This window comes from Shewanella sp. W3-18-1 (genome assembly GCF_000015185.1).
GTDB lineage: Bacteria > Pseudomonadota > Gammaproteobacteria > Enterobacterales > Shewanellaceae > Shewanella > Shewanella putrefaciens.
Map to the genome: position 1 here is coordinate 1,923,206 of NC_008750.1, position 21,536 is coordinate 1,944,741.

Below are 21,536 nucleotides of genomic sequence, written 5' to 3' on the forward strand. Positions count from 1 at the left end.
TTATCTCCACGCGTATTATGGATTAATTGCTTTCGGGGATCGGTTGAAACCAAAGATAAAGGCTAAGCACAGCAACAGGTAGCTAAGCCAATGAAACCAAACTGAGGTATTTTGCTGGTCAGTTGGATGTGTCAAATTGACTTCTTCGATTGCATATCCTTGGATGGCTTGTGTTGCCTCATTCGGCTTTTTTAGCGTTTCAGGTGATGCTTTGCTTGGCGAAATTGGGGGCGCTGGCATCATTGGCTGCGGTACTAATTTAGGGGCTGCCACTAATTTTGTCTGGATCAGCTTTGCTAATATGGGATCTTCACATCCTTGGTCGTCACAATGGACGCCTTGCTCTTCTGCCAGTTGGGTGATGCGCTCACTCAGATCTTGAATGGTTTTTGCATCCGCTTGCCAATAGCCTTTTCGGACGGCCTCCAGCATACGGGACATCATCATTTGGTATGCCCCTAAATTTTCAGAATCACGGAAAAATTGTTCCATATCTAATTGATAGCGATCCTGTACATAGGTTTGGTACATCTCATCCCACTTGCTTGCATCCACGGCGTCTGGCACTGTGACCTGCCATCCCCACATATTCTGCACCACACTATTAATGAACTTAGCGCCAGCATAGCCCTCTGCTTGCATTGCTTTTATCCATTCTGGATTTAGGTAGCGAGAGCGTAATTCGCGCCCCATAAACCGTTCTAGGGTTTCTTGTTGAGCTTGGTTCGGATCCGCAAGGTTACTTATCATCACCTCGGGGCTTTTGCCATCTACGGCTCTGACGGCCATGGATACGCCGCCAAAGGATGCAAAGGGATCGTCGCCATCAAGGACTTGAAATACATGACTAGAGCGCGCATGAACAGTGATGGCGGTTCCCGATAAGGCATTTTTGAGTAGTATTTGCCCAACTTGGGAGGATTTACCCGTTTCAGCCGTATCTCCAGATTCTCCCCAAAAGCCTTGTCCATAGAGATGGCTCATTCGATTAAAGTACATCTCTGTCAGCGTCTGCTCGTTATCCCAAGTATCAGAACGATCTATCGCGCTTTCCAAGTTTGTGCCATAGGCTCCAGAGGGAACGGAAAATAGCCTAACCGAGGCCATTCTGGTGGCTAAGGTGGTTTCAACGCCTTTGGCTTCAAGCATAGCTTGTGTTTTTATCGTATTGATACGTAGTTGGTTATCCGGCTCATCCTGTGCTTGGGCAAGCGTAAAAGCTTGGTCTAGTAAGGTAACTACATTAGCAAAGAGATCCCGATGTAATCCGGATGGGATCACTGTGACATCAATTCGAGGTCTGCCTAATTCTTCACGCGATATGGCTTCAACGCCGCGCACTATGCCTCTTTCATCGTAGCGAGGGCGTATACCGAGCAAATACATGATCTGCGCTTCTTGAACTCCTTCATTACGCATAGTTTCAACGCCCCAAAGGGTAAAGGTTAACTTTTTAGGGTATTCGTTATGGCGTTGTCGATAGTCCTCAATGAGTTGATTGGCGAGCTTTTTACCTATTTCATAAGTTGATTTAGCTGGAATTCGGCGTGGGTCAAAGGAGTAAAAATTGCGTCCAGTGGGTAACGCATCGGGATTACGCAATGGATCCCCCCCTACGCCTGCTGGAATGTACTGGCCTGAAAAACCAGCAATAAGAGCATCGAGTTCTTGTTTAGCGCTAGATGAAATAGCTGACGTTAATTGTGCTATGCGTTGTTTGTACTGCTGTTTATCCAGTGAAGGCTCAATTGATAGAATCGCTTGCGCCGTTTTTTGGATTTGGTCTGCACTTGGAGACACTCCAAAGCTATGCAGTCCCATCGGATTAATACGGTCTGAAATTTCTTCAAGATAATGATGAATATCCTCAACGAGTTGATGGGATGGCTCATTCTCCTGAGTGATTAATGTCGATGTGTTTGCGCCGATTGCAGTGGGGGTTTTACCCAAGTCTTGTAAAATTCCGAGTTTTTCTGCCTGTAGCTCAATTTCTTTAATTTGTGATTCTGCTAATTGTGGGTTTTGTTGCCGCGCACGCTGGTAACTTTCGATCAGTTCCTTAAGGGTTTGTAGCTCAGGGTTTAAGGCGGTTCGATCCATGGGAGGGGTTAAATGGGTGATCATAATGCCCATACCACGACGCATTGCAATGGTACCTTCTCCGGCATTATCCATGATAAAACTATAAAAGTTTGGCAGATCTCGAATGAGATATTCGGGTGCATCGGTAATGCTCATACCCGCTTCTCGACCAGGAAGCCATTCATGGGTGCCGTGTGTGCCAAATTGAAACATGGCATCGGCTCTAAAAACGTTGTGCAGCCAAAGGTAAAACGCAATATATTGATGTGACGGTGGAAATTTTAGGTCGTGATAGAGTTTTTCCGGATTTTCAGTTTTCCCTCTGGAGGGCTGTGGTCCAAGTAGGACATTACCATAGCGGCGTACAGGTAAAACAAAGTATGCCATTCCTGCACTGTCTTTATAGGTCATGGTGTTACTTTCTTCTGGACTTCCCCAAGTATTTGTCACCATTTCCTGTGCTGACTGTGGTAATGCTGAAAACCATTGTTGATAGGTCGATATTGGTAAAAGAACAGGCTCACCTGAGGCGGCGAGAGTATCAATTTGTGATTGCTCCCAATTGGGGAGATTGGCACCATATTTGAGAATGTCTTCACGTAATAGGGCAGGATCCTGAGGCAGGTTTTGGGTGTGATATCCTTCTTGCTCGAGGCGTTTAACCACTTGCCAAATGCTTTGCGGCAACACATTAAGGTATGCGGCACCAACATTGTCTCGTCCAGGAGGAAAATTAAAATACTGCAAAAAAATGCGCTTTTCTGAATTAGGTTTTTGACGCAAGGTTACCCATCGTTTGACTCTGTTTGCCAACATGGCAACGCGTTCTGGTATGGGCTGCTCTTCTATATAAGTCATACCAGTTAGAGGATCTTGTATCATCTGTTTAGCAGCATATACGGTAGGTTGTATTAACCCGGCCATTTCCGGCATGGCTAATTGCCAAGAGCGTTCGGTAATATCCATCCCAACCGATGAAGCCTCCCATTCCTCGATTGATGTTGAAAACAGTGAAATAGCATTTATCACCGGGACATTGAGGCGTTGAAATAATGGTGTCAGGATCTCTGGAGTGACGCCAATTTTTATGCTTGCAGCAATAATGACTTCTACCCTTGAATGGCCTTGGTCATCGAAAAAATAGCGCTCGATGGGAAGTTGTGCAGGATAACCAAATACCGTCATCACGTTTAGGTCCCGATTCTCCAGAGCCTTAATGACAGCATCAATATGGGAGGTACTGCCTGCAATAATATTGCTTTGATAAACCACAAATCCAACCCAAGGTTTACCAGGTTTGTATTGATGATAATCTTGCTTAAAACGATCAAAATCAGCATAAATCGTTCCCGTACCTGCATGATATAAACCTATTTCAGGTACAGTTTCAGGTGGCTGATAGGGCAGGTTAACTCCTATTTGATTAAGTGCGTAAAGCAATCCATTACGGATATTATTTGCTCCAGCATTGACAAAATACTGTTGGACTTGAGGATCCTCAATAATGCCAGCATTTTTATCGGTTTCATTAATACTAGTGCCAAACGCATATACTTTGGCACCATTATTCATTGCCTGTTGTAGATCGAGCTGCACACGGTTTATTAGATTTCTTCCAATCGTTTGTATGATAATTAAATCTGACTGGCGAACATGACTTAAATCTTGCTCGTTTAGCTTAGTGCTCGAGTAAATACGAATATCAGTATCCGTGATTAGATCAAATTCTGAGTAAATATCTTTTATCACTGAGGAGGATTGTCGTAGTGAGCTATCACCCAGTAATAAACTGACACGCGTCGTTTTAGCCCATGCAAGTTGAGTAACGAACAGCAAAAACACACAAAGGAATAGAGTAAATGATGTTTTATAATATTTAGTCTGGAACATATACCACTCGGCCATCATCTAGCTGAAAGGCGGTACCTAGCCTTACACCTTCACCACTCAATTCAGTCTTGGTTACTTTTTGCACTTTTATTTCTGCCCCTTGTTTGGTGACAATTTGCATTTCTCCTTGGGCATTTTTAGTTGTAATAGTCACTTGGGATTTTTCATCCATTAGCCCAAGCAAATTAAAAGTGGTAAAGAGTGCGATCATCATGCTGACAATCACAACAATACTGGCATCAAATAAGTTAGCGATACCCGCTAAGGGGTCTATATCTTCACGGTGAGAAGTTAACGTGTTCTTTCGCATAAATTTCAGACTCATAGTGAGCCCTCTATTGCATGCGCTTCATTGAGTGGATTTGAATTGAGGGTCGTTTGCGAACAAATTGATGTGTGGTCGATCGATGCTAGTTCCGCAAGGTAACGTATTTCATTCTTGTCGTTATTTATCCAGCTTTCTTTGACTAACGCTAGCGCAAAAGCAATGACGCCTGTTCCTAATCCAACAATGGCAGAATTAAATGCGTTAACCATCATTCCGGCCATTTCAGGCATATTCCCCTGTGCAAGGGCGGCGAGCGCAATCCCCATCGGAATAAGTGTTCCCATCAATCCAATCCCTGGTGCGGCACGGACGATAAAACGAAGACGTTCAATATTCGTATTGGCTAAATGTTCTGTTTCTTGTATTAATTTTTCGAGTTCGAGATCTAAATATTTTTGTTGGGAATCTTGGATAACATGGACTAATTTATGACGGAAAGTGTCAATTAGAGGACGTTCTCCTTGTCTACGATTGAGATATTCTCGGAGTTGGTTACCAGCCAGTATCACCACGTAAAGTACCATTGCGACTAATCCGAGTTTTACTGGGTAGTAACATAGGGTGGCGACCGTAACTAAAAAATCCTCAGTCATAACCATTATTTGCATTAGCGTTTCCTTATTAAAAGGTGTACCCTTAATTTGCTTGAGGAGGATACTGAATTAATGGGTTGTGCATAGGTGTCAAAAATCATAGGTGTCAAAAATCAAATGCAACTTGAGTCACAGAAAAATATCGGACTTAGTGATGCCCGTCATTATTCCTTAAGATATTGTTTAAAACCACCTGGCGGGTCACAAAAAAATTACATTCGAAGTATTATTTCCTTGAATGTAATTTAAATATTTTAGCTAGAAAGAATGGGCTGTACTCTTTTTGTACAGTGTTGTAAGAGGGAATCGGATTTGGAGTGGGACTAATAAAAGCAATAATATTTTTAAATTTACAGTTTTTTGCTATAGCCAAGAGTGAATGCAATATCTGTACTATTATCCATGTTGAGGAAGTTTTCAATTACAGTAAATTCAATTGTGCTATTATCTAAGTAGTATCTATATCCCAGTAATACTTCATTTGAGGATTTTGAAAAATCATTACCAGTTTCAAGCACACCCTGAAAATGGTGAATTTCAATTAACCAACCGTGACGATCTACCTGATACTCATATCCTAATCCATACATTAAGGCATTATCATTATAGGGAATATTTCTTAATACTTCTTCATCTTGCCTAAAACTAATGCCAAGAGTGGAGTGGAAGTGATGTCTATTTTGGCGGTAACTGTAATTAAGTTGTACTGCTTGTTCAAAGTTTTCATTTGCAAAAGGACCTGAATCAACTGTGTTGTAATACAAGCTGCCACCAATCGAGAGACCGTGACATGCGTTCTGAAATAACTGATAACTTAAATAAAAAGTGAATGCATTATTTAATGTTTCACCTGAAAAGTCAGTTAAATGAATACCATCATTTGAATATATTTGATTTTGATGCTTTGGTGTGTCGCCTCGGCCATTTTGATTAAAGCCGAGAGCATCATGAAACCACGTTGTAACAGAGTCGAGGTGGTTATTCGAGCTAAAGCGCCATTGATAATTTGTGTCAAGCATCCATTTGTCACTAAACTGCCATCGCAGGCCTGCACTCAGGGTATTGTGATAATAGTCGGCAAAGTAGTCATCGGTTTCAGCCCACACACTTGCTGCTGTCCCTGATAAGTAAACTTCTTTTTGCCCATGGGGTAATGCAAAACCAGATCGTAGCAGAGGTGTTAAGCTTACAGCTTGGGCAGGTGACTGAGCATAGACTCGTAATGGCCCATAGTCGCTAAAAGTGGTATTAGTTGCGAATGCATTAGAGACCGATGCTATCGAAAAGAGCAGTGTTAACCGAATATAAAGGGGCAACATAAAACATAATCCATAGGCAACGATATTAGAATAATACTTTAGCTCTTGATACGAATTATACTAATATCTTTAGATTGATATATTCAAAATTTACTATAGTTCAAGTTAACCATATGAAATGGTAAAGTAATACTAATCCAAGCCAAAGAAGTCTACCGATAAATGGGGCGCATAGTAAAAGTAATAGTGTATATAATATGATTGATAATGCTGCAGATTTAAATGTGTGTTCAATGTTAACTTGGATTGGTCTCATTGCATTTTCTCTGACATTTTGATTCAAAGATAGAAAATATATTAGTTACACTACTAATTAAAAGTATCTTTAGCGAATAGAGTTTAATACTACCTTTATCTAGAAGGTGAGTAAATGTAGCTTTTATTAAAAGTTCCTGTATTTAAAGAAAATTAGTGGAACTGAGAATTCATCTTTTTATTCGTGCTACAGGGCTGTTTATATGGTTTGATTCGATTTATGTGAAGGTATTTATTATTGTTTTAAATTGTATTTCCTTTTTTATTCAAAGGCTTAATTATTTTTATCATGTTATAAAAAAGCCAGCAAATGCTGGCTTTCAACGTCTAGGATGCAACCAACCTTTATTGGGGGCAACTATGGCCAGTCATCACTATTCCAGCGGTATAACCATGTTGCTGCAATGGGCTTATCGTCTTTTTTCAACTGGATCCTCAGTTCTGCTACATTTGTACTTTCAGGTTCAAAAGTGACAAATACGCGTACACCATTGATATCTGGATGTGCAACCATACGTGATGAAAGGATTTTACCTTTACTGATACTGGCATCTATTGCAATTTTATCAATATCTTGGCTTTTTACATTGCTGTAATCAATCAGTAATTCTTTACCTTTAGACTGTTTCTGTCCTTTTGAGCTACGAACAACACGGGCCTTAGAAGCCATATTCGGGCTATCATTTGAAGCCGTTATGCGATAGGAATAGCGATAAGGTTCACCTTTTTTCAGACCTCCCTTAGGTTCCCAATAGGCCACAATATTATCATTGGTTTCGGCATTAGAAGGGATTTCTAGCAGGGTAAGTTGGCCTTTACCCCAATCGTTTAGTGGCTCAATCCATGCGGATGGACGTAAATGGTAATTTGATTCGAGATCTTGGTAATAATCAAAATTACGATGGCGTTGTATTAAACCAAAACCTTTAATATCTTCATCGCCAAAAGCACTGATCTGCAATTTATTTGGGTTATTTAATGGACGCCATAAACGCTCACCATTACCACGATCAATTTGTAATCCTTCTGAGTTATGCACCGCGGGGCGATAATCAGGTTTATCTGGTGAATCTAACCCACCATATAAAAACATGGAGGTTAAAGGTGCTAGGCCGACATATTGGATATCACGACGAGGAAATAGGGTGACATCAACCTCCACTCGAGTTGGTGAGCCTGGATAAATCCCAAAACGATAGGCTCCTGTCACACTTTGACTATCCAATAGCGCATGTACGACTATGGCGGTTTGATATTTAGAAGGCCTTTCTACCCAAAAGCGTTTAAAGAGGGGATATTCTTCACCTTTAGGCTGAGCGACATCTATTGCAAGGCCGCGATTGGATAATCCGTAGGTTTGTCCCTTCGAGAGGGCTCGAAAGTAACTGGCGCCCTGGAACATAATGAATTCATCTTTTATCCCTTCATCATTGATAGGATAATGAAGTCGTATACCAGCGTACTGGCCGACTTGTGTGAGTAATTTTTCAATAGCATCACTTGGAACATTAAAGGCGGTTTCAGTCAGCTCTATTGGAAAAGCATGGCTATTTTCGACCACATCAATATCCACAAGGTTTTTGTATAAAAAACCTGGAGCAAATAGTTGGACTGAAAACTTTGTGGGACTTCCCCCCCAAATGGCTGCATCTTCTTGATAATTAATTTTGCCATAGGTTACAAAATCTAAATCGGTCAGTTCTTTTGGGGCTTTTTTTGCCTCTTTAAAGGGCTTTTGTGCAAGTTGCTCTGCAAGCGTCACGACAGTGTCATGAGAAAATGTTTTGCCTTTTTTATTATCAGCACTGCTGGCAGCAAGAGCGGGGTGGATAACAATGTTACAGGCAAGAAAACTCCATAGACAGAAGGTGAATGTAGTTAATTTTTGCTTTGCTATTGCGCCATGGCAATAGTGGGTTAAATTACGAAATGTTGAATGCAGTCGCAAAATGGAAACTCCTCACTTTCATGATCCTAGATGATGTCGATTGAATCTTAGCGTTTAATCTCTATTGTACTTATTTAGTAGACTCTTACCTATTATGAACTATGGGACTATCATTGATTGAGACAAGGGGCATTTCTTTTACATTTTAAAATATCTATCAGTAATAACCCTATCAGCAATAGCAAGTGTTGATAGTTTAGCGGCACAAGCATTTTATCTGTACTCAATTATCACTGAAAAGCGATCTATTTGGGCGAAATTCACACATTTTTAAATTTTCTTGTTTCAATATTAATCGATTTGTAACAATTTACGCGTAAAAATAGTCACTTTGACAGAATGCTGTAGAGTTACATCTATTTCAATAAATGCGATAAATCACTACCAATAGGGATTAACATTTCCTGTTGCTCACCGCAGAATAAATAAGCGGGATTTTTCCCGAGAAGTACTAAGGTATTATCTCTACGCCAAAGAGCAGAGCCTTCGGCAATGGCAATTACAGGCGTTAATGGCTCAACCTTCGTAAATTCGAGCAAGCGTTGTGCGCGGGTTTCACCATTGTGTCCAGGTGTACGGTAATTGGAATAATGGGGATTTAACTGGAAGGGAACTATCTTCAGTGCATCGAAAGAAGGCGGTTCTATGATAGGCATATCGTTAGTCGTTTTGATACTGGCACCCGATACATTTGCGCCTGCGCTCCAGCCAACATAAGGTGTACCTTGAGCGACTTTTTCACGAATAAGATTGATAAGATTATAACGATACAATTCGTGCAATAGGTGGAAAGTATTGCCTCCCCCAATCAAAATGCCATCAGCATCTTTTATTGCCTGACAAGGATCTGGATGCTGATGTATACCACTGATATCGAGGTTTAGCTCGGCAAGACCCATAACGACGGATGCTAAATAATTGTCGTAGCTCATACTGACGCCAGCATAGGGAATGAAAATCCATTTTTGTGCTTGAGTGGTGAGTGGTTTTATAAAAGGAATCGCGTGGGCTAAGTAGGGAGTGTCGCCGACACGAGAACTGCTCAGAAGTAAGGCGTTGATGGTCATTTTGAATCCTAAAATCCCAGAAAGTATGGGTATGTTAACAAAGATTAATCCTGATAAATATAGAGAAATAAACATGAATTAGCTTGTAATATAGGCAAGGTTTAGATTTAAGTTTTGGTTAATACACTGTCCCTAGACTCTCGAATCATAAAAGACAGTGTCTAGAAATATACGAAAAGGATAACCCGATAAAAACTCTTTGTATTTACCCCTTGAATTTCGATTATTTGGACATATTATGTCTTTGAGCAAAGTTAAATGGCATATTTAGTGCCCTAAAGGAGCTGAAATGAAGCGTATTTTTTTATTAATTGCGACTAACCTAGCCGTATTGCTAGTAGCCTCAATTGTGATGTCCATTTTGGGCGTTAACACGTCTACTATGGGTGGATTATTGGTGTTTGCTGCAATTTTTGGATTTGGCGGGGCTTTTATCAGCTTAGCGATTTCAAAATGGATGGCGAAAAAAGCCATGGGTTGTGAAGTGATTACAATGCCCCGCGATGGTACTGAACGTTGGTTAGTTGAGACGGTTGCCCGCCAAGCACAGCAAGCTGGAATTAAAATGCCAGAGGTGGCGATTTATCAGTCTCCAGAAATGAATGCATTTGCCACAGGTCCAAGCAAAGACAATTCATTAGTCGCCGTGAGTACTGGTCTACTGTATGGCATGAGCCAAGATGAAGTGGAAGCGGTATTAGCCCATGAAGTGAGCCATGTTGCCAATGGTGATATGGTAACTTTGACACTGATCCAAGGGGTAGTGAACACCTTTGTTATCTTCGCTGCTCGTGTTGTTGCAGGGATTATTAATAATGTTGTCTCCAGTAATGATGAAGAAGGCGAAGGCTTAGGTATGTTTGCCTATATGGCCGTAGTATTTGTGTTAGATATGTTGTTCGGTATTTTGGCTTCAATCATTGTTGCTTATTTCTCACGTATTCGCGAATACCGTGCAGATGAAGGTGCAGCGCGTTTAGCAGGCAAACATAAGATGATTGCGGCTTTAGAGCGTTTACGCCAAGGCCCAGAGAGCACTGCAATGCCTGCGCAAATGTCAGCATTTGGTATTAATGGTAAGCGTTCAATGGCTGAGATGATGATGAGTCATCCACCATTAGAGAAGCGTATTGCGGCTTTACAAGCCCGCTAATATAGTAAAGAGTGATAAAAAGGAGACCATAAGGTCTCCTTTTTATTGCCATTCTGTCCCGTCCTGAAATACGTTGACATAAAGAGGACTTCTTTATGACAACATCAAGCAACTCAAGCTGTACGCGTACTCAAGGTGATTACACATTATCGCGCTAGGTAATTCTAGTTATGTGAATTTCTAGTTTTAAAAATGTAAAACTCTTATATAAGCATGTGGTTACATGATGCAGCGCACATTTTACTCCTGAGTATATTGCTAAAGTGGGCTACTTAGAATGGGGTTGCTTATTAGTTAATCCTTAGCTAAGTTAGATCGAGTCGTGCTATTTATTTTTGGTTGCGAGATGGAAGTCACCCTGACAAGAACTTCCACTGACAATCGCCATTGGAGGATACTATTGTGAGCAAAAAACTATTAAGTGCACTTTTCGGGGCAAGTCTCGCAGCGCTAGCGCTGTCGCCAACCGCATTTGCTGCAGGTCAAAAACTATCAGATTTTCACGCCGAATCGGGTGGATGTGAGAGTTGCCATAAGGATGGTTCACCTTCCGCTGATGGTGCTTTTGAATTTGAACAGTGTCAAAGCTGCCACGGATCTCTTGCTGAGATGGACGCAGTTCATAAACCGCATGATGGCAGTTTAGTGTGTGCAGATTGTCACAAAGTACATGATATGAATGTAGGTGAAAAACCTACTTGTGAGAGCTGCCATGATGATGGTCGTACATCTGGATCTGTTTTGAAAAAATAGACCCGAGCTCTGTTGGTGTTAGCCATCAGTTCTATATCAAAAAATGCCAGCAATTTGCTGGCATTTTTTATGATGATAATTTTTAGCAAATCTCGAGTTAAAGCCCAGCGAGTGAATTGTGTTAAATTTTTGTGATTGTTAATTCAATTTTAAACTTGGGCTTAAGCATAAGTGAGTTACTGCTAGTACATACCATTGTCTCGTATTGGTATCTTAACAAACATAATACAATTATATCTTTTCTTCGTATTAATCATATTAATGTTGTGGAAACTTCAATTTTAAACACTGTAATAAGTACATTTTAGGAAAGGGTAACATTAGCAGTGCGCTAATTGTATCAATGGAATATTGAAACCGTGAGATAGAAAAAGGGCTGTATACCATTTAGTGTAAGCTAAATATTACATGTTATAAAGTCAGTCATGTTGATGTAATCGTTTCATATTGAAAGTATTTATAATGGTATTGTCTTGATATTACGTTCATATCTTAGCTGGGCAAAATTATTTTAAGTTTGAATTCAGTTTACTTCTTGAGAATGTTAAAAATAAAACCTACATATATTGGTTTTTGTACGGTAAATGTTTTTCTCGTAAGTCTTTTGATTCTGTTTTATCTAGTGCTAATATCGTGGCAAGTAATAGACTTGGAAGTCTATTCGACGGATGTTGAAGTCGTATTGAGAGACTTTATCTCAAAGTGAATAATCGTTAACTAGACAGGGAGTGGGCAGGATGTTCAAAATTTTACATTGGATTGTAGTGTCACGATCGCAAATATTAGTGGAATTACTTGCAGGGCGTTGGCCACAGGAGTTTTTGGTTAAACTTTCACCAGTTAATCCCGATGTAATGCTTGAGCACATCAAAGATAACCAAGCCTCTATGGTCGTGATTGACTTAGCGACAGTTGATCTACAAAAAGCCTATCAATTTCAGCGATCACTTGCGCGTGAGCACCCTAGTGTTCGAGTGGTTTATATCCAATTTCCCAAGCAAGTTGATGCGCGTTTTTTAACACAATCGGCGACAACTGCGGGGGTATTTTATCTTGATGCTGGTATAGCTGAAATCAGTTTAGGGCTCTCCAATATCCTAAGAGGGCATAGGGTCATTCCAATGCAACTGATTAATGGCGTCAATGATGATTTTGGCTTATTTGAGGATACTGAACCGCTAACCATCCGTGAGCGCGAAGTATTACAGGCCTTACTCTCTGGCAGCACAAACTTAGACATTGCAAATCAGTTATTTGTTAGTGAAAGTACCATAAAAACTCATTTGTATAGAGTGTTTCGTAAGATCGGGGTTTCAAGCCGCGGTCAAGCAATTGCATGGGCCCAAACTTATTTGCATGATGTGGTTGTTTAATTAGTTCTGAGCATGTTTCAGTTACAGGCATAAATTGCTTTTTATTTCGATAGAGAAAACAAAAGGGTTAGTTTCTTTTGTTTTCTGTGCAACTATATCCCATATTTATGAGTTTTTAGTTGATGCTGAAAATGGGATGTTGGGTGTATTGAAAAGGTGAGACATGCTGACAATTTCTTCTAGCGATGCCGACAATATTATTACTGTTATTGCGTCTGGGTGGATTAATCATCTCGATATTGAATCCCAACTATTACCTTCAATTGAAGCAAAACTTCAAGATCATGCCACAATACGATTGTGGTATGAGTTTAGCTCTGAGTTTGAAGGGATATCTGTGGGGGCCCTTTGGGATGATGCCATGCTCAGCTTATTTCATTTAAGCGATTTTTCCCGTGTAGTGATGATTGCTGATATGAAAAAGCTCGATGCAATGGTAAATGCTTTAGCGTTTATGTTGCCTTGCCCGGTTAAGATTTTTGCTATGAATGAGCGGGATCGAGCTAGAGTCTGGTTAGATGAAGTAGTGGCGATTGAATAACACATTGTCAAAAAGTGTTTATGAAAAATCCAACTGACAGACACCTGATAATACGGTGCTGCCAGTGTAATGGATGCAGCTTGACTCATTGAGTTTAGGCTTTGGCGACGATAGTTTGGCCTATCGGTGTGAGGCTGAGTAAAGCCAACTTAAGATGCTGTATCCCAAAGGGAATACCGATAATCGTCACAAAACAGGCTAAGGCGTGGACCAAATGCCCTATGGCTAACCAGATCCCAAACAGTAAGAACCAAATGATATTTCCTACCATGCCTAATGCACCTGTGCCCAAGTCTTCACGTCCAGTTAAGTGGCGACGGTTCATTTGTTCTTGGCCGAAGGGCCAAAAGGTCATTTCGCCGATAACAAAACAGGCGCGGCCGAAGGGAATACCAATGATACTGATAAAACACAGGATACCTGCGAGCCACCAAGCGAGTCCCATCACAAATCCGCCGAGTACAAACCAAGCTATGTTGAATATTAAGCGTAATACAGCCATTGAAAACTCCTTATGTTTACCCTGTTAGCCTTTATCGTTAGCTTTGATAAATTGAATGTATGTCAATGTCTAAGCGATAACTATGCCAACTATTTAAATTATTAATAATCAATTGGTTAAATTTATGTATTCGAGATTCATGTGTCATTTTCACTAGTTTTTCGCCAAATTGATAATTTCTTAAGGGCGTAACAGGAAAGTTGGAGTTACACTCACTATTCCCTTAACTGGTTTAAAAGCCAGAGAATTTAATTGCTTGAGTCGCTTGATGTTTGCAAATTCCCCTGTTGATACGTTTGCCTTTGCTGGCAGAGACATTTTCCTAAAACGTGATGATTTACTGCATCCGGCGTTTAGTGGCAATAAAGCTCGCAAGTTCGGCTATTTTTTAGATCATGAGTTTGCAGGCATCAGCAAGGTGATAGGTCACGGCTCGCCATTGGCTAACTCACTGTATTCATTGTCAACATTAGCGAAGATGAAAGGTTGGCAGTGTGATTTTTATGTAGATCATATTGCCAGTCAAGTGGTTAAACATCCTACGGGCAATTACGCTGCCGCTTTAGCGAATGGCGCCAATATTATCGATTTAAGTGTGTTAATAGCACAAAAGCAGGCGTGCACTCAGTCGCAATCTGAACCTCACGTTTTGTCAAATCTTAATGCTAGGCCTGACCCTACTGCGCAAGTGGGCGATGTGCGACTGAGTTGCCCAGATTATATCGAGGCTCAAGTACTCGTGAATGAGCCGACGGCGCTTTTTATCCCAGAGGGTGGTCGCTGTGCTTACGCCGAATATGGGGTGAATAGATTGGCGCAAGAGGTAATACAGTTTGCGAAGGCGAATGGATTGGTTGATTTAACGGTGTTTTTACCTTCGGGGACGGGAACGACTGCGTTATTTTTAAATCAGTATTTTATCCGTCAGCAAACGGATATTCGCGTCGTGACTTGTGCCGTTGTCGGTGGCGATGATTATTTGCGCTTGCAATTTTCCTTACTTAATTCCAATACCAGTGAGCATCCACAGATTGTTAATGTCGGCAAGAAATATCATTTTGGTAAACTTTATCCGGAATTTTATGCCATGTGGCAGCGGGTCTGCGCCTCAGGCGTGCAGTTTGAATTACTCTACGATCCCTTAGGTTTTATTGTGCTTGAGGAATATTTACAAGACGGAGGCTCTCGTCCTGTGATGTATATCCACCAAGGTGGCTTACTCGGGAACGAGACCATGTTGCCACGTTATCAGCGTAAATTTGGGCAAAGTGGCTCATCCTGTGCCTCTGATCATTGACTTAGTGACGCTAAGACATAATATGTTTGAAGCTATGTAATGCTAAGTTAAACTGATGATTTGTAACGATGGGGAATATCAATGACTGAAGCGGAATATCTCGCCAATTACGATCCTAAGGTTTTTAAGGCTCAGCTACTGACAGTGGATGCCGTATTGTTTACCTATCACGATCAGCAACTTAAAGTACTCCTAGTACAACGCTCAAATCATCCATTTTTAGGTTTATGGGGATTACCTGGTGGGTTTATCGATGAAAATTGCGATCAATCCCTTGAGCAAACTGTATTACGTAAACTGCAGGAAAAAACCGCAGTAGTGCCACCTTATATTGAGCAGCTATGCACTGTGGGTAATTGTAGTCGTGATATAAGAGGCTGGTCTGTGACTGTATGTTATACCGCCTTGATGAGTTATCAAGCTTGCCAAATCCAGATTGATTCAGTGAGTGATGTTAAGTGGTGGCCACTAGTGGATGTGTTGCAGATGCCCTTGGCGTTTGATCATCTGCAGTTAATCGAGCAAGCGCGGGAACGCTTAACACAAAAAGCCTTATATTCTTTAGTGCCAGGATTTGCACTGTCTGAACCTTTTACCTTGCCAGAATTGCAGCATGTACATGAGGTTCTACTGGGTAAGCCTATCCAAGGTAAATCTTTTCGTCGGCGGGTTGAACAGGCCGATTTATTGATCGATACGGGATTAAAGCGCACCGAACGGGGTCGTCCTGCTAATTTATACCGCTTGAAACCCAATACCGCATCGTATCGCTTCTTAAGAAATTTAGAATGTTAATCACAGTGAATGTGGATTTAAGCAAGATATTCGCCTTGCTCAATATGAGTAACAGCAACTGCTTATGCCTTATTCATGGTGACTTTGAATCAGTAAAGGCTGTTTAATTACTGATTTTGCCCTAATGCCTCCGGTTCTTGTATTACTCGATACCACATATTGTGGCTTCTTAGTTGTCGCGCCCATTAATAGTGTCTAAAGGACACTATATACCATTTAAGCATAACATTTCAGATTGCTCCGTCTGAAATAGTCTAAAAATCAACTTTACATGATAATGTCTTTAAGACACTATTGTTCATGTAGACAACAAGGGCGCCGTCAATTTCGGCAATCTTGCCACAGACAGGAGGTTACTATGTCTCAACGTATTCAAACGTCTCAAGATGCTTCTCACGCTCAATGTTCGCAAGCCGATTTTTATCGGTTACCCGCAGCTAGCGATGAGGCTCACTACCGTTTATTTCAATTTGGTGCGGGGGAAAACCATGTTCAAATACTTGTTCCTCCTGCTAAACGAGTAACGATCTTTTTCAGTTATCGGGGCGATCATTCCATCATGCAGCTCTTGTTGTTAACTGATGCACTGCGTCGCAGCGGTGCAGAGCAAATCGATCTGTTACTGCCTTATATGCCTGGCGCTCGCCAAGATAGGGTGTGTAATCTGGGTGAAGCCTTGTCGGTAAAAGTCTATGCTAGCCTGATTAATCAGCAGCAATATGCTTCTGTCAGCGTTTTTGACCCTCACAGCGATGTCACCGCCGCATTGTTAGACCGAGTTCGGGTAATAGATAACCACAGTTTTGTTGCCGCGATCGCAGCCCAATTAACGGGGGAGCTAGTGTTAGTCTCGCCCGATGCGGGGGCGAATAAAAAAGTATTCGGCTTAGCTAAAGCGTTACAGGGAATGCCTGTGATCAGGGCCGATAAACATCGTGATGTGGTCAATGGCCATATTATCGCTACCGAAGTGTTCTGTGATGACTTGTCGGGTAAAACCTGCTTAATCGTTGACGATATTTGCGCAGGTGGCAGAACCTTTATTGAACTTGCCATCAAATTAAAGCAAAAGGGGGCCCAAAGCGTCATTTTGATCGTGTCACATTATGAAGATAAGGCCAGTGAGTTGGCACTGCGAGAGGCGGGCATAGACAGATTATTTTGTACCGATAGTTTAGGTGTCCCTACACATATTTCGAGCGAGTTCTGCCATTGCCATGCTGTTTTGAGTTATATGAATCATTAAGGAAAATATTATGTACTTGAATCCCGTTACCGCCATTGATGGCTATAAAGTCGACCACCGTCGTCAATATCCCGATAATACTCAAGTGATTTTTAGTAACTTAACCGCCCGTAAATCCCGTCGTGGTTATACTGACCAAATGGTGTTTTTTGGCTTGCAATATTTTATCAAGCATTTCTTGATCGACAGTTGGAACCGTGATTTCTTTCAACAACCTAAAGAGCAGGTCATTCGCCAATTCTCCCGCCGTATCAATAACTATCTCGGGCCGAATAACGTCGGCACTCAGCATATTGAGGAGTTGCATGATTTAGGCTATTTACCCATTAAAATTATGGCATTACCTGAAGGCTCAGTGTATCCATTAAAAGTGCCTTGCTTGATTTTATACAATACTGATGAGCGATTCTTTTGGTTGACTAATTATCTCGAAACTATCCTTTCCGCTAATGTGTGGGGTATGTGTACCAGTGCCACTACCGCGCTGCAATACCGCAAAATATTTGAGACTTATGCGTTAGAAACCGATGGTGACATCGCTTTTGTTGATTGGCAGGGTCACGATTTTAGTTTCCGTGGCATGTATGGTGCAGAGGCTGCTGTTATGAGCGGCGCCGCCCATTTACTCAGTTTTACTGGGACTGATACCATACCCGCCATTGATTTTCTTGAACAATATTATCTTGCAGACAGTGATAAGGAACTCGTTGGTGGCAGTGTGGCCGCAACGGAGCACAGTGTGATGTGTGCGGGTGGTATGGAGAATGAATTAGAGACGTTCCGCCGCTTGATCGAAGATATTTATCCTACGGGCATTGTCAGTATCGTTTCTGATTCTTGGGATTTTTGGCAGGTGATGACAGAGTTCACCTTAGCGTTAAAAGACCGCATTCTTGCCCGCGATGGCAAAGTGGTGTTTAGGCCCGATACGGGTTGTCCTGTGAAGATCATTTGTGGCGATCCACAAGCACCAATCGGGAGTCCCGAATATAAAGGCGCTATTGAGTGTCTGTGGGACGTCTTTGGGGGCAGCACAACTGCCAAAGGTTACAAAGCGCTGAATAGCCATGTTGGACTGATTTATGGCGATTCAATCACCATTGAACGTGCTGAAGCCATTTGTGCCGGCTTAAAGGCCAAAGGTTTTGCGTCAACCAATATTGTGTTTGGGATTGGCAGTTTTACCTATCAACACGTGACCCGAGATACTGACGGTTACGCGGTGAAAGCAACCTTTGCGAAAGTGGATGGCAAAGACAGAGAAATATTTAAAGATCCTAAAACAGATGATGGCACTAAAAAATCCGCTAAGGGTTTAGTGGCGGTATTTAAAGATGAGCAGGGTCAATTTTATCTTAAAGATCAAGCCAGCTGGCAAGATGTTAACAATTGCGAGTTTGTTCCTGTATTTGCCGATGGTGAACTATTAACGGAATATTCTTTGGCAGATATTCGCGCAAGGTTGGCAGAGTCTAGAAGTTGAGCCTATCGATTTTTGATTTTTAACGGCTATCGACAATAGCGAAGATAAAACTGGCAATGCGATTTCTATTAGGGTCATATTGTCAGTTAAGTTTTACATTTATTTTAAGTCGTGTAAGTAAAACGCCCCATTAATAGTAAAATGCAAATAGAAGTGATTAAGACAGCAACTGGTTTCGTTTAAGAATTTTATAGGTACGACGGCCAATATTTTCGAGGTTTTTTAAATCTTTTAGGCTAGGCGTCACCTCACTAAATTGCCAATAACTGATTTCGGCATCCAACATTTCCAGCATTTTCTTCGAACAACCTAAACATTGTCCCTGGCACAGTTGTGCTTCTTCTAAATTGAGTGGGATAGTCTCTTTGATCTGGTTTATCAAGGTTTGCATGGCAATTTGAGTATTGGGTTTTGGCATAGATGATGTGCTGAACAGTATTCATGTGTATGAATATTAGCGGATGCTGCAATGGAAAGAGGTGATCTAACGCTGGATTTGACTCATTTGGTTCGGCAGGTATCTGTGTGAGAGAGATACAGCCTGAACCAAATGCGTTCGTCATAATGACGTAAAAAGGATAGCGTGTTCGTGACATTCGGCTATCAGTTTACTTAAAGTGCTCGGTACTGCGAAGATAATGGAAACCGATTAAATACACTTGAGTAAACGGGTACTGCGGTATTAATTTTTAACTTATCAGTTTTACTGACTTTTGACTTATTTGTTCGCGGACAATAACCATTTCATAAAGCTGATGGCTTCTGTGCGTTTAGAAAAAGTCTGTCTGTTTTTACCTTGACGATCAGTAAAAGCAATTGAGGTTTTATTTACTGAGATTGAATCTACAGGGAAGTTCACTGTAATTTCATGTCCATTAATTTTGTATGACATATGCCACACTCCTTCTGTTTTAATTCACCCTTGGGTGAGAGAGTTTTAACAATAAAATATCCTTAGCATTAAGTGCAAAAGATGGTTCTAGTGAGTATCGAGGTTACCCCATCTCTGATTCATTAATCAAGAGATGTTTTATCGATAATTAATACACGTCAGCGATTATGTCAATGGATTAACTCAATTAAACCAGTTAAACATAGCTTGATGACAAGACTATGACAGCATAAGGTTTAATAAGTTCAATACACCTAATCATGTATATGTAACTATCAATTAATTAAGTTTATGGGGTTTTGCTTGTAGTAGGCTTTCTTTGTGAGGATCAAGATTTGATTAAATATTTATCAAACTGGATTAAAAAGAACAACAAGGTGAATCTCAAAACGAGGCGAAGTGTATCAGGAAAAACGACTTACGCAAGTTATTTATAATTTAATTTTAATACCCTTGCTTTTTTGTTGAATTTACGTTGCTTTTTGGTGTGGTTGTCGCGCCCATTATTTGCAACTGTTTTACGATAACCTCCATCAAAATAGAGCATTTTAATGGAGGTTTCACTAGCTTAACTTAAGCGTTATATGTTGTGGTTAAGTTGACGCTTGAATTTTTGATATGGTCAATAAATGAGTTCGCCAATGGGGTTTAATAACTTGCTCAATCCTTTAGTGAAGTGCAGAGGCGCATTTAGCACTGTGTAACATAAGCACCCCTCGAGTGTTTTAGGTGCATGTTTAGTATGCTGGTCCAGCATAATAAAGTCACCAGGAACATAGTGGCCATTAATATCACTAAATTCTCCGGCAAGTAGGAGGGTGAGTTCATAGCCTTTGTGTGTATGCTGTGGAATTTCCCCTAATGCATCAATATGTAATAGGCTTGCGCGTGTATTCATCTCATCTAAATCGAAACGCATGCGGCTAACTTTGCCTAACTGTTGCCAAGGATGATCAAGATGTTGGCGAAATACTGATGGTACTGAGTATTGCTGATTTTTTACCGAGACGAAAAGAGGTTCATAACTTGGAGTCGTCGTTGACTCTGGTTGACAAAGTATTTGCGCTAACATGGTTTGCAACTCTTCAGGAACATCGTATTCCATGAATGCAATACTGTGAGCACTGATGTCGGCTTTATCTGCTGTTGTATCGGCTATCTCCTCTTGATTGAAGGCGAGGGACGCGGCTTCTTTTGTGTATTGAGCAACAGCTGTTTTACAGGTATCACACAGCGCACAATGGGCTGAAACGGCAATAGCCATTGATAAAGATAACTCGCCCTTTGCATGGGCAAGCAATAGTTGTTGATTTGGGTGATGCTTAATCATTTGGTGTCTCCAAAAAGCTTTTCAGCTTTTCTAGCCCCAATCTTAGGCGAGATTTTATTGTTCCTATCGGGACTTCTAGGGCGTCAGCCAATTCTTGCTGAGTGAGTTCTTGCATATAAATACCTTGTACAACCTGACGTTGTGCAAGGGGAAGATTATCTAAATGTTTGAGTAGGTTGGCTGTTAATTTATGATCAATTTGAGTTTCTTGACTCGTGGCCGTATCGCATAAAGGCCAAATATCATCACCGTAGGCATCTTCCTTATTATGTTGGACTCGTCTTAACATATCGAAGCACTGATTACGCATGATGGTAAATACCCAAGTGGCAACTGAACCTTTGTCAGCATTATAGAGATGAGCTTTGGTCCAGACACTCGTCATGGTTTCTTGCACCAGATCCATGGCAAGTCCTTGTTGATTGAGTCTTTGTAGACCGAACGCTCGGATTTTGGGCATAAAATAAGTAAATAAATATCCAAAAGCGGCTCTATCTCTATGATTTGCCACTTTGAGCATTAATGTGGACAACAATTCTATTTGTGGTTCACTTACGCAGGGAGCTTTAGTGTCGATATCCATAGCCGATTCAGTGAAGGACGATATGTGCTTATGATACCGATTTTGGCGGCTTTGTGATTGAATATTTTCCATTATTTTGCTCTTAACTTAATCATTAAATCCTGTG

General features: G+C 41.0%; 19 protein-coding genes. 8 read left to right on the forward strand and 11 right to left on the reverse strand.

Translation table 11 applies throughout. From position 1 onward, the window contains the following. Positions 1–15 precede the first annotated feature (15 nt). The 6 genes from SPUTW3181_RS08720 to pepE form a co-directional block, all read right to left on the reverse strand. Positions 16–3,972, reverse strand: a complete 3,957-nt coding sequence (locus tag SPUTW3181_RS08720; protein WP_011789003.1) for a cobaltochelatase subunit CobN — start codon at positions 3,970–3,972, stop codon at positions 16–18. Then, positions 3,959–4,297 (reverse strand): DUF2149 domain-containing protein, encoded by a 339-nt coding sequence (locus SPUTW3181_RS08725; protein WP_011789004.1) that lies wholly within the window; start codon positions 4,295–4,297, stop codon positions 3,959–3,961. The genes SPUTW3181_RS08720 and SPUTW3181_RS08725 overlap by 14 nt, the downstream gene beginning before the upstream one ends. Further along, the gene (locus SPUTW3181_RS08730) at positions 4,294–4,908 is read right to left on the reverse strand and encodes a MotA/TolQ/ExbB proton channel family protein (RefSeq protein WP_011789005.1); all 615 of its coding nucleotides are present in this window, start codon (positions 4,906–4,908) and stop codon (positions 4,294–4,296) included. Before SPUTW3181_RS08730 ends, SPUTW3181_RS08725 begins: the two co-directional genes overlap by 4 nt. Before the next feature lie 335 nt (positions 4,909–5,243). Beyond that, positions 5,244–6,212, reverse strand: a complete 969-nt coding sequence (locus SPUTW3181_RS08735; RefSeq protein WP_011789006.1) for a DUF3187 family protein — start codon at positions 6,210–6,212, stop codon at positions 5,244–5,246. A 613-nt stretch (positions 6,213–6,825) separates the two neighbouring features. Beyond that, a complete protein-coding gene (locus SPUTW3181_RS08740; protein ID WP_011789007.1) occupies positions 6,826–8,415 on the reverse strand; it encodes a glucan biosynthesis protein G in 1,590 nt (529 codons plus the stop codon). 356 nt (positions 8,416–8,771) lie between these two features. After that, positions 8,772–9,482, reverse strand: a complete 711-nt coding sequence (gene pepE / locus SPUTW3181_RS08745) for a dipeptidase PepE (RefSeq protein ID WP_011789008.1) — start codon at positions 9,480–9,482, stop codon at positions 8,772–8,774. Between the two features lie 289 nt (positions 9,483–9,771). Between pepE and htpX the strand changes: the two genes are divergently transcribed. The 4 genes from htpX to SPUTW3181_RS08765 all read left to right on the forward strand — a co-directional run bounded on the left by htpX (position 9,772) and on the right by SPUTW3181_RS08765 (position 13,302). Further along, complete coding sequence (gene htpX, locus SPUTW3181_RS08750; RefSeq protein ID WP_011789009.1) at positions 9,772–10,635, forward strand: protease HtpX; 864 nt, start codon at positions 9,772–9,774, stop codon at positions 10,633–10,635. 402 nt (positions 10,636–11,037) lie between these two features. Further along, complete coding sequence (gene cctA / locus SPUTW3181_RS08755) at positions 11,038–11,388, forward strand: tetraheme c-type cytochrome CctA (protein WP_011789010.1); 351 nt, start codon at positions 11,038–11,040, stop codon at positions 11,386–11,388. A 737-nt stretch (positions 11,389–12,125) separates the two neighbouring features. Continuing rightward, positions 12,126–12,761, forward strand: a complete 636-nt coding sequence (locus SPUTW3181_RS08760) for a LuxR C-terminal-related transcriptional regulator (RefSeq protein ID WP_011789011.1) — start codon at positions 12,126–12,128, stop codon at positions 12,759–12,761. Between the two features lie 163 nt (positions 12,762–12,924). After that, entirely contained in the window at positions 12,925–13,302 is a 378-nt protein-coding gene (locus SPUTW3181_RS08765; RefSeq protein ID WP_011789012.1) for an STAS/SEC14 domain-containing protein, read from the forward strand. A 94-nt stretch (positions 13,303–13,396) separates the two neighbouring features. Here the strand turns inward: SPUTW3181_RS08765 and SPUTW3181_RS08770 are convergent, their stop codons facing one another. After that, complete coding sequence (locus tag SPUTW3181_RS08770; protein WP_011789013.1) at positions 13,397–13,804, reverse strand: YccF domain-containing protein; 408 nt, start codon at positions 13,802–13,804, stop codon at positions 13,397–13,399. Positions 13,805–14,072: 268 nt separating this feature from the next. Between SPUTW3181_RS08770 and SPUTW3181_RS08775 the strand changes: the two genes are divergently transcribed. The 4 genes from SPUTW3181_RS08775 to SPUTW3181_RS08790 all read left to right on the forward strand — a co-directional run bounded on the left by SPUTW3181_RS08775 (position 14,073) and on the right by SPUTW3181_RS08790 (position 18,625). Beyond that, positions 14,073–15,101 (forward strand): pyridoxal-phosphate dependent enzyme, encoded by a 1,029-nt coding sequence (locus SPUTW3181_RS08775; RefSeq protein WP_011789014.1) that lies wholly within the window; start codon positions 14,073–14,075, stop codon positions 15,099–15,101. Between the two features lie 81 nt (positions 15,102–15,182). Further along, positions 15,183–15,896, forward strand: a complete 714-nt coding sequence (locus tag SPUTW3181_RS08780; protein ID WP_011789015.1) for an NUDIX hydrolase — start codon at positions 15,183–15,185, stop codon at positions 15,894–15,896. A 358-nt stretch (positions 15,897–16,254) separates the two neighbouring features. Further along, entirely contained in the window at positions 16,255–17,142 is an 888-nt protein-coding gene (gene prs / locus SPUTW3181_RS08785; protein WP_011789016.1) for a ribose-phosphate diphosphokinase, read from the forward strand. Positions 17,143–17,152: 10 nt separating this feature from the next. Further along, positions 17,153–18,625: a nicotinate phosphoribosyltransferase gene (locus SPUTW3181_RS08790; protein ID WP_011789017.1), complete on the forward strand. Its 1,473-nt coding sequence runs from the start codon at positions 17,153–17,155 to the stop codon at positions 18,623–18,625. Positions 18,626–18,782: 157 nt separating this feature from the next. Here SPUTW3181_RS08790 and SPUTW3181_RS08795 read toward each other — a convergent pair whose 3' ends face one another. The 4 genes from SPUTW3181_RS08795 to SPUTW3181_RS08810 form a co-directional block, all read right to left on the reverse strand. Further along, positions 18,783–19,043: a hypothetical protein gene (locus tag SPUTW3181_RS08795; RefSeq protein ID WP_011789018.1), complete on the reverse strand. Its 261-nt coding sequence runs from the start codon at positions 19,041–19,043 to the stop codon at positions 18,783–18,785. Positions 19,044–19,343: 300 nt separating this feature from the next. Continuing rightward, complete coding sequence (locus SPUTW3181_RS08800) at positions 19,344–19,517, reverse strand: hypothetical protein (RefSeq protein ID WP_006082106.1); 174 nt, start codon at positions 19,515–19,517, stop codon at positions 19,344–19,346. Positions 19,518–20,139: 622 nt separating this feature from the next. Then, entirely contained in the window at positions 20,140–20,847 is a 708-nt protein-coding gene (locus SPUTW3181_RS08805) for a ChrR family anti-sigma-E factor (protein WP_011789020.1), read from the reverse strand. Then, the gene (locus SPUTW3181_RS08810) at positions 20,840–21,502 is read right to left on the reverse strand and encodes a sigma-70 family RNA polymerase sigma factor (RefSeq protein WP_011789021.1); all 663 of its coding nucleotides are present in this window, start codon (positions 21,500–21,502) and stop codon (positions 20,840–20,842) included. Before SPUTW3181_RS08810 ends, SPUTW3181_RS08805 begins: the two co-directional genes overlap by 8 nt. Between the last annotated feature and the right edge of the window lie 34 nt (positions 21,503–21,536).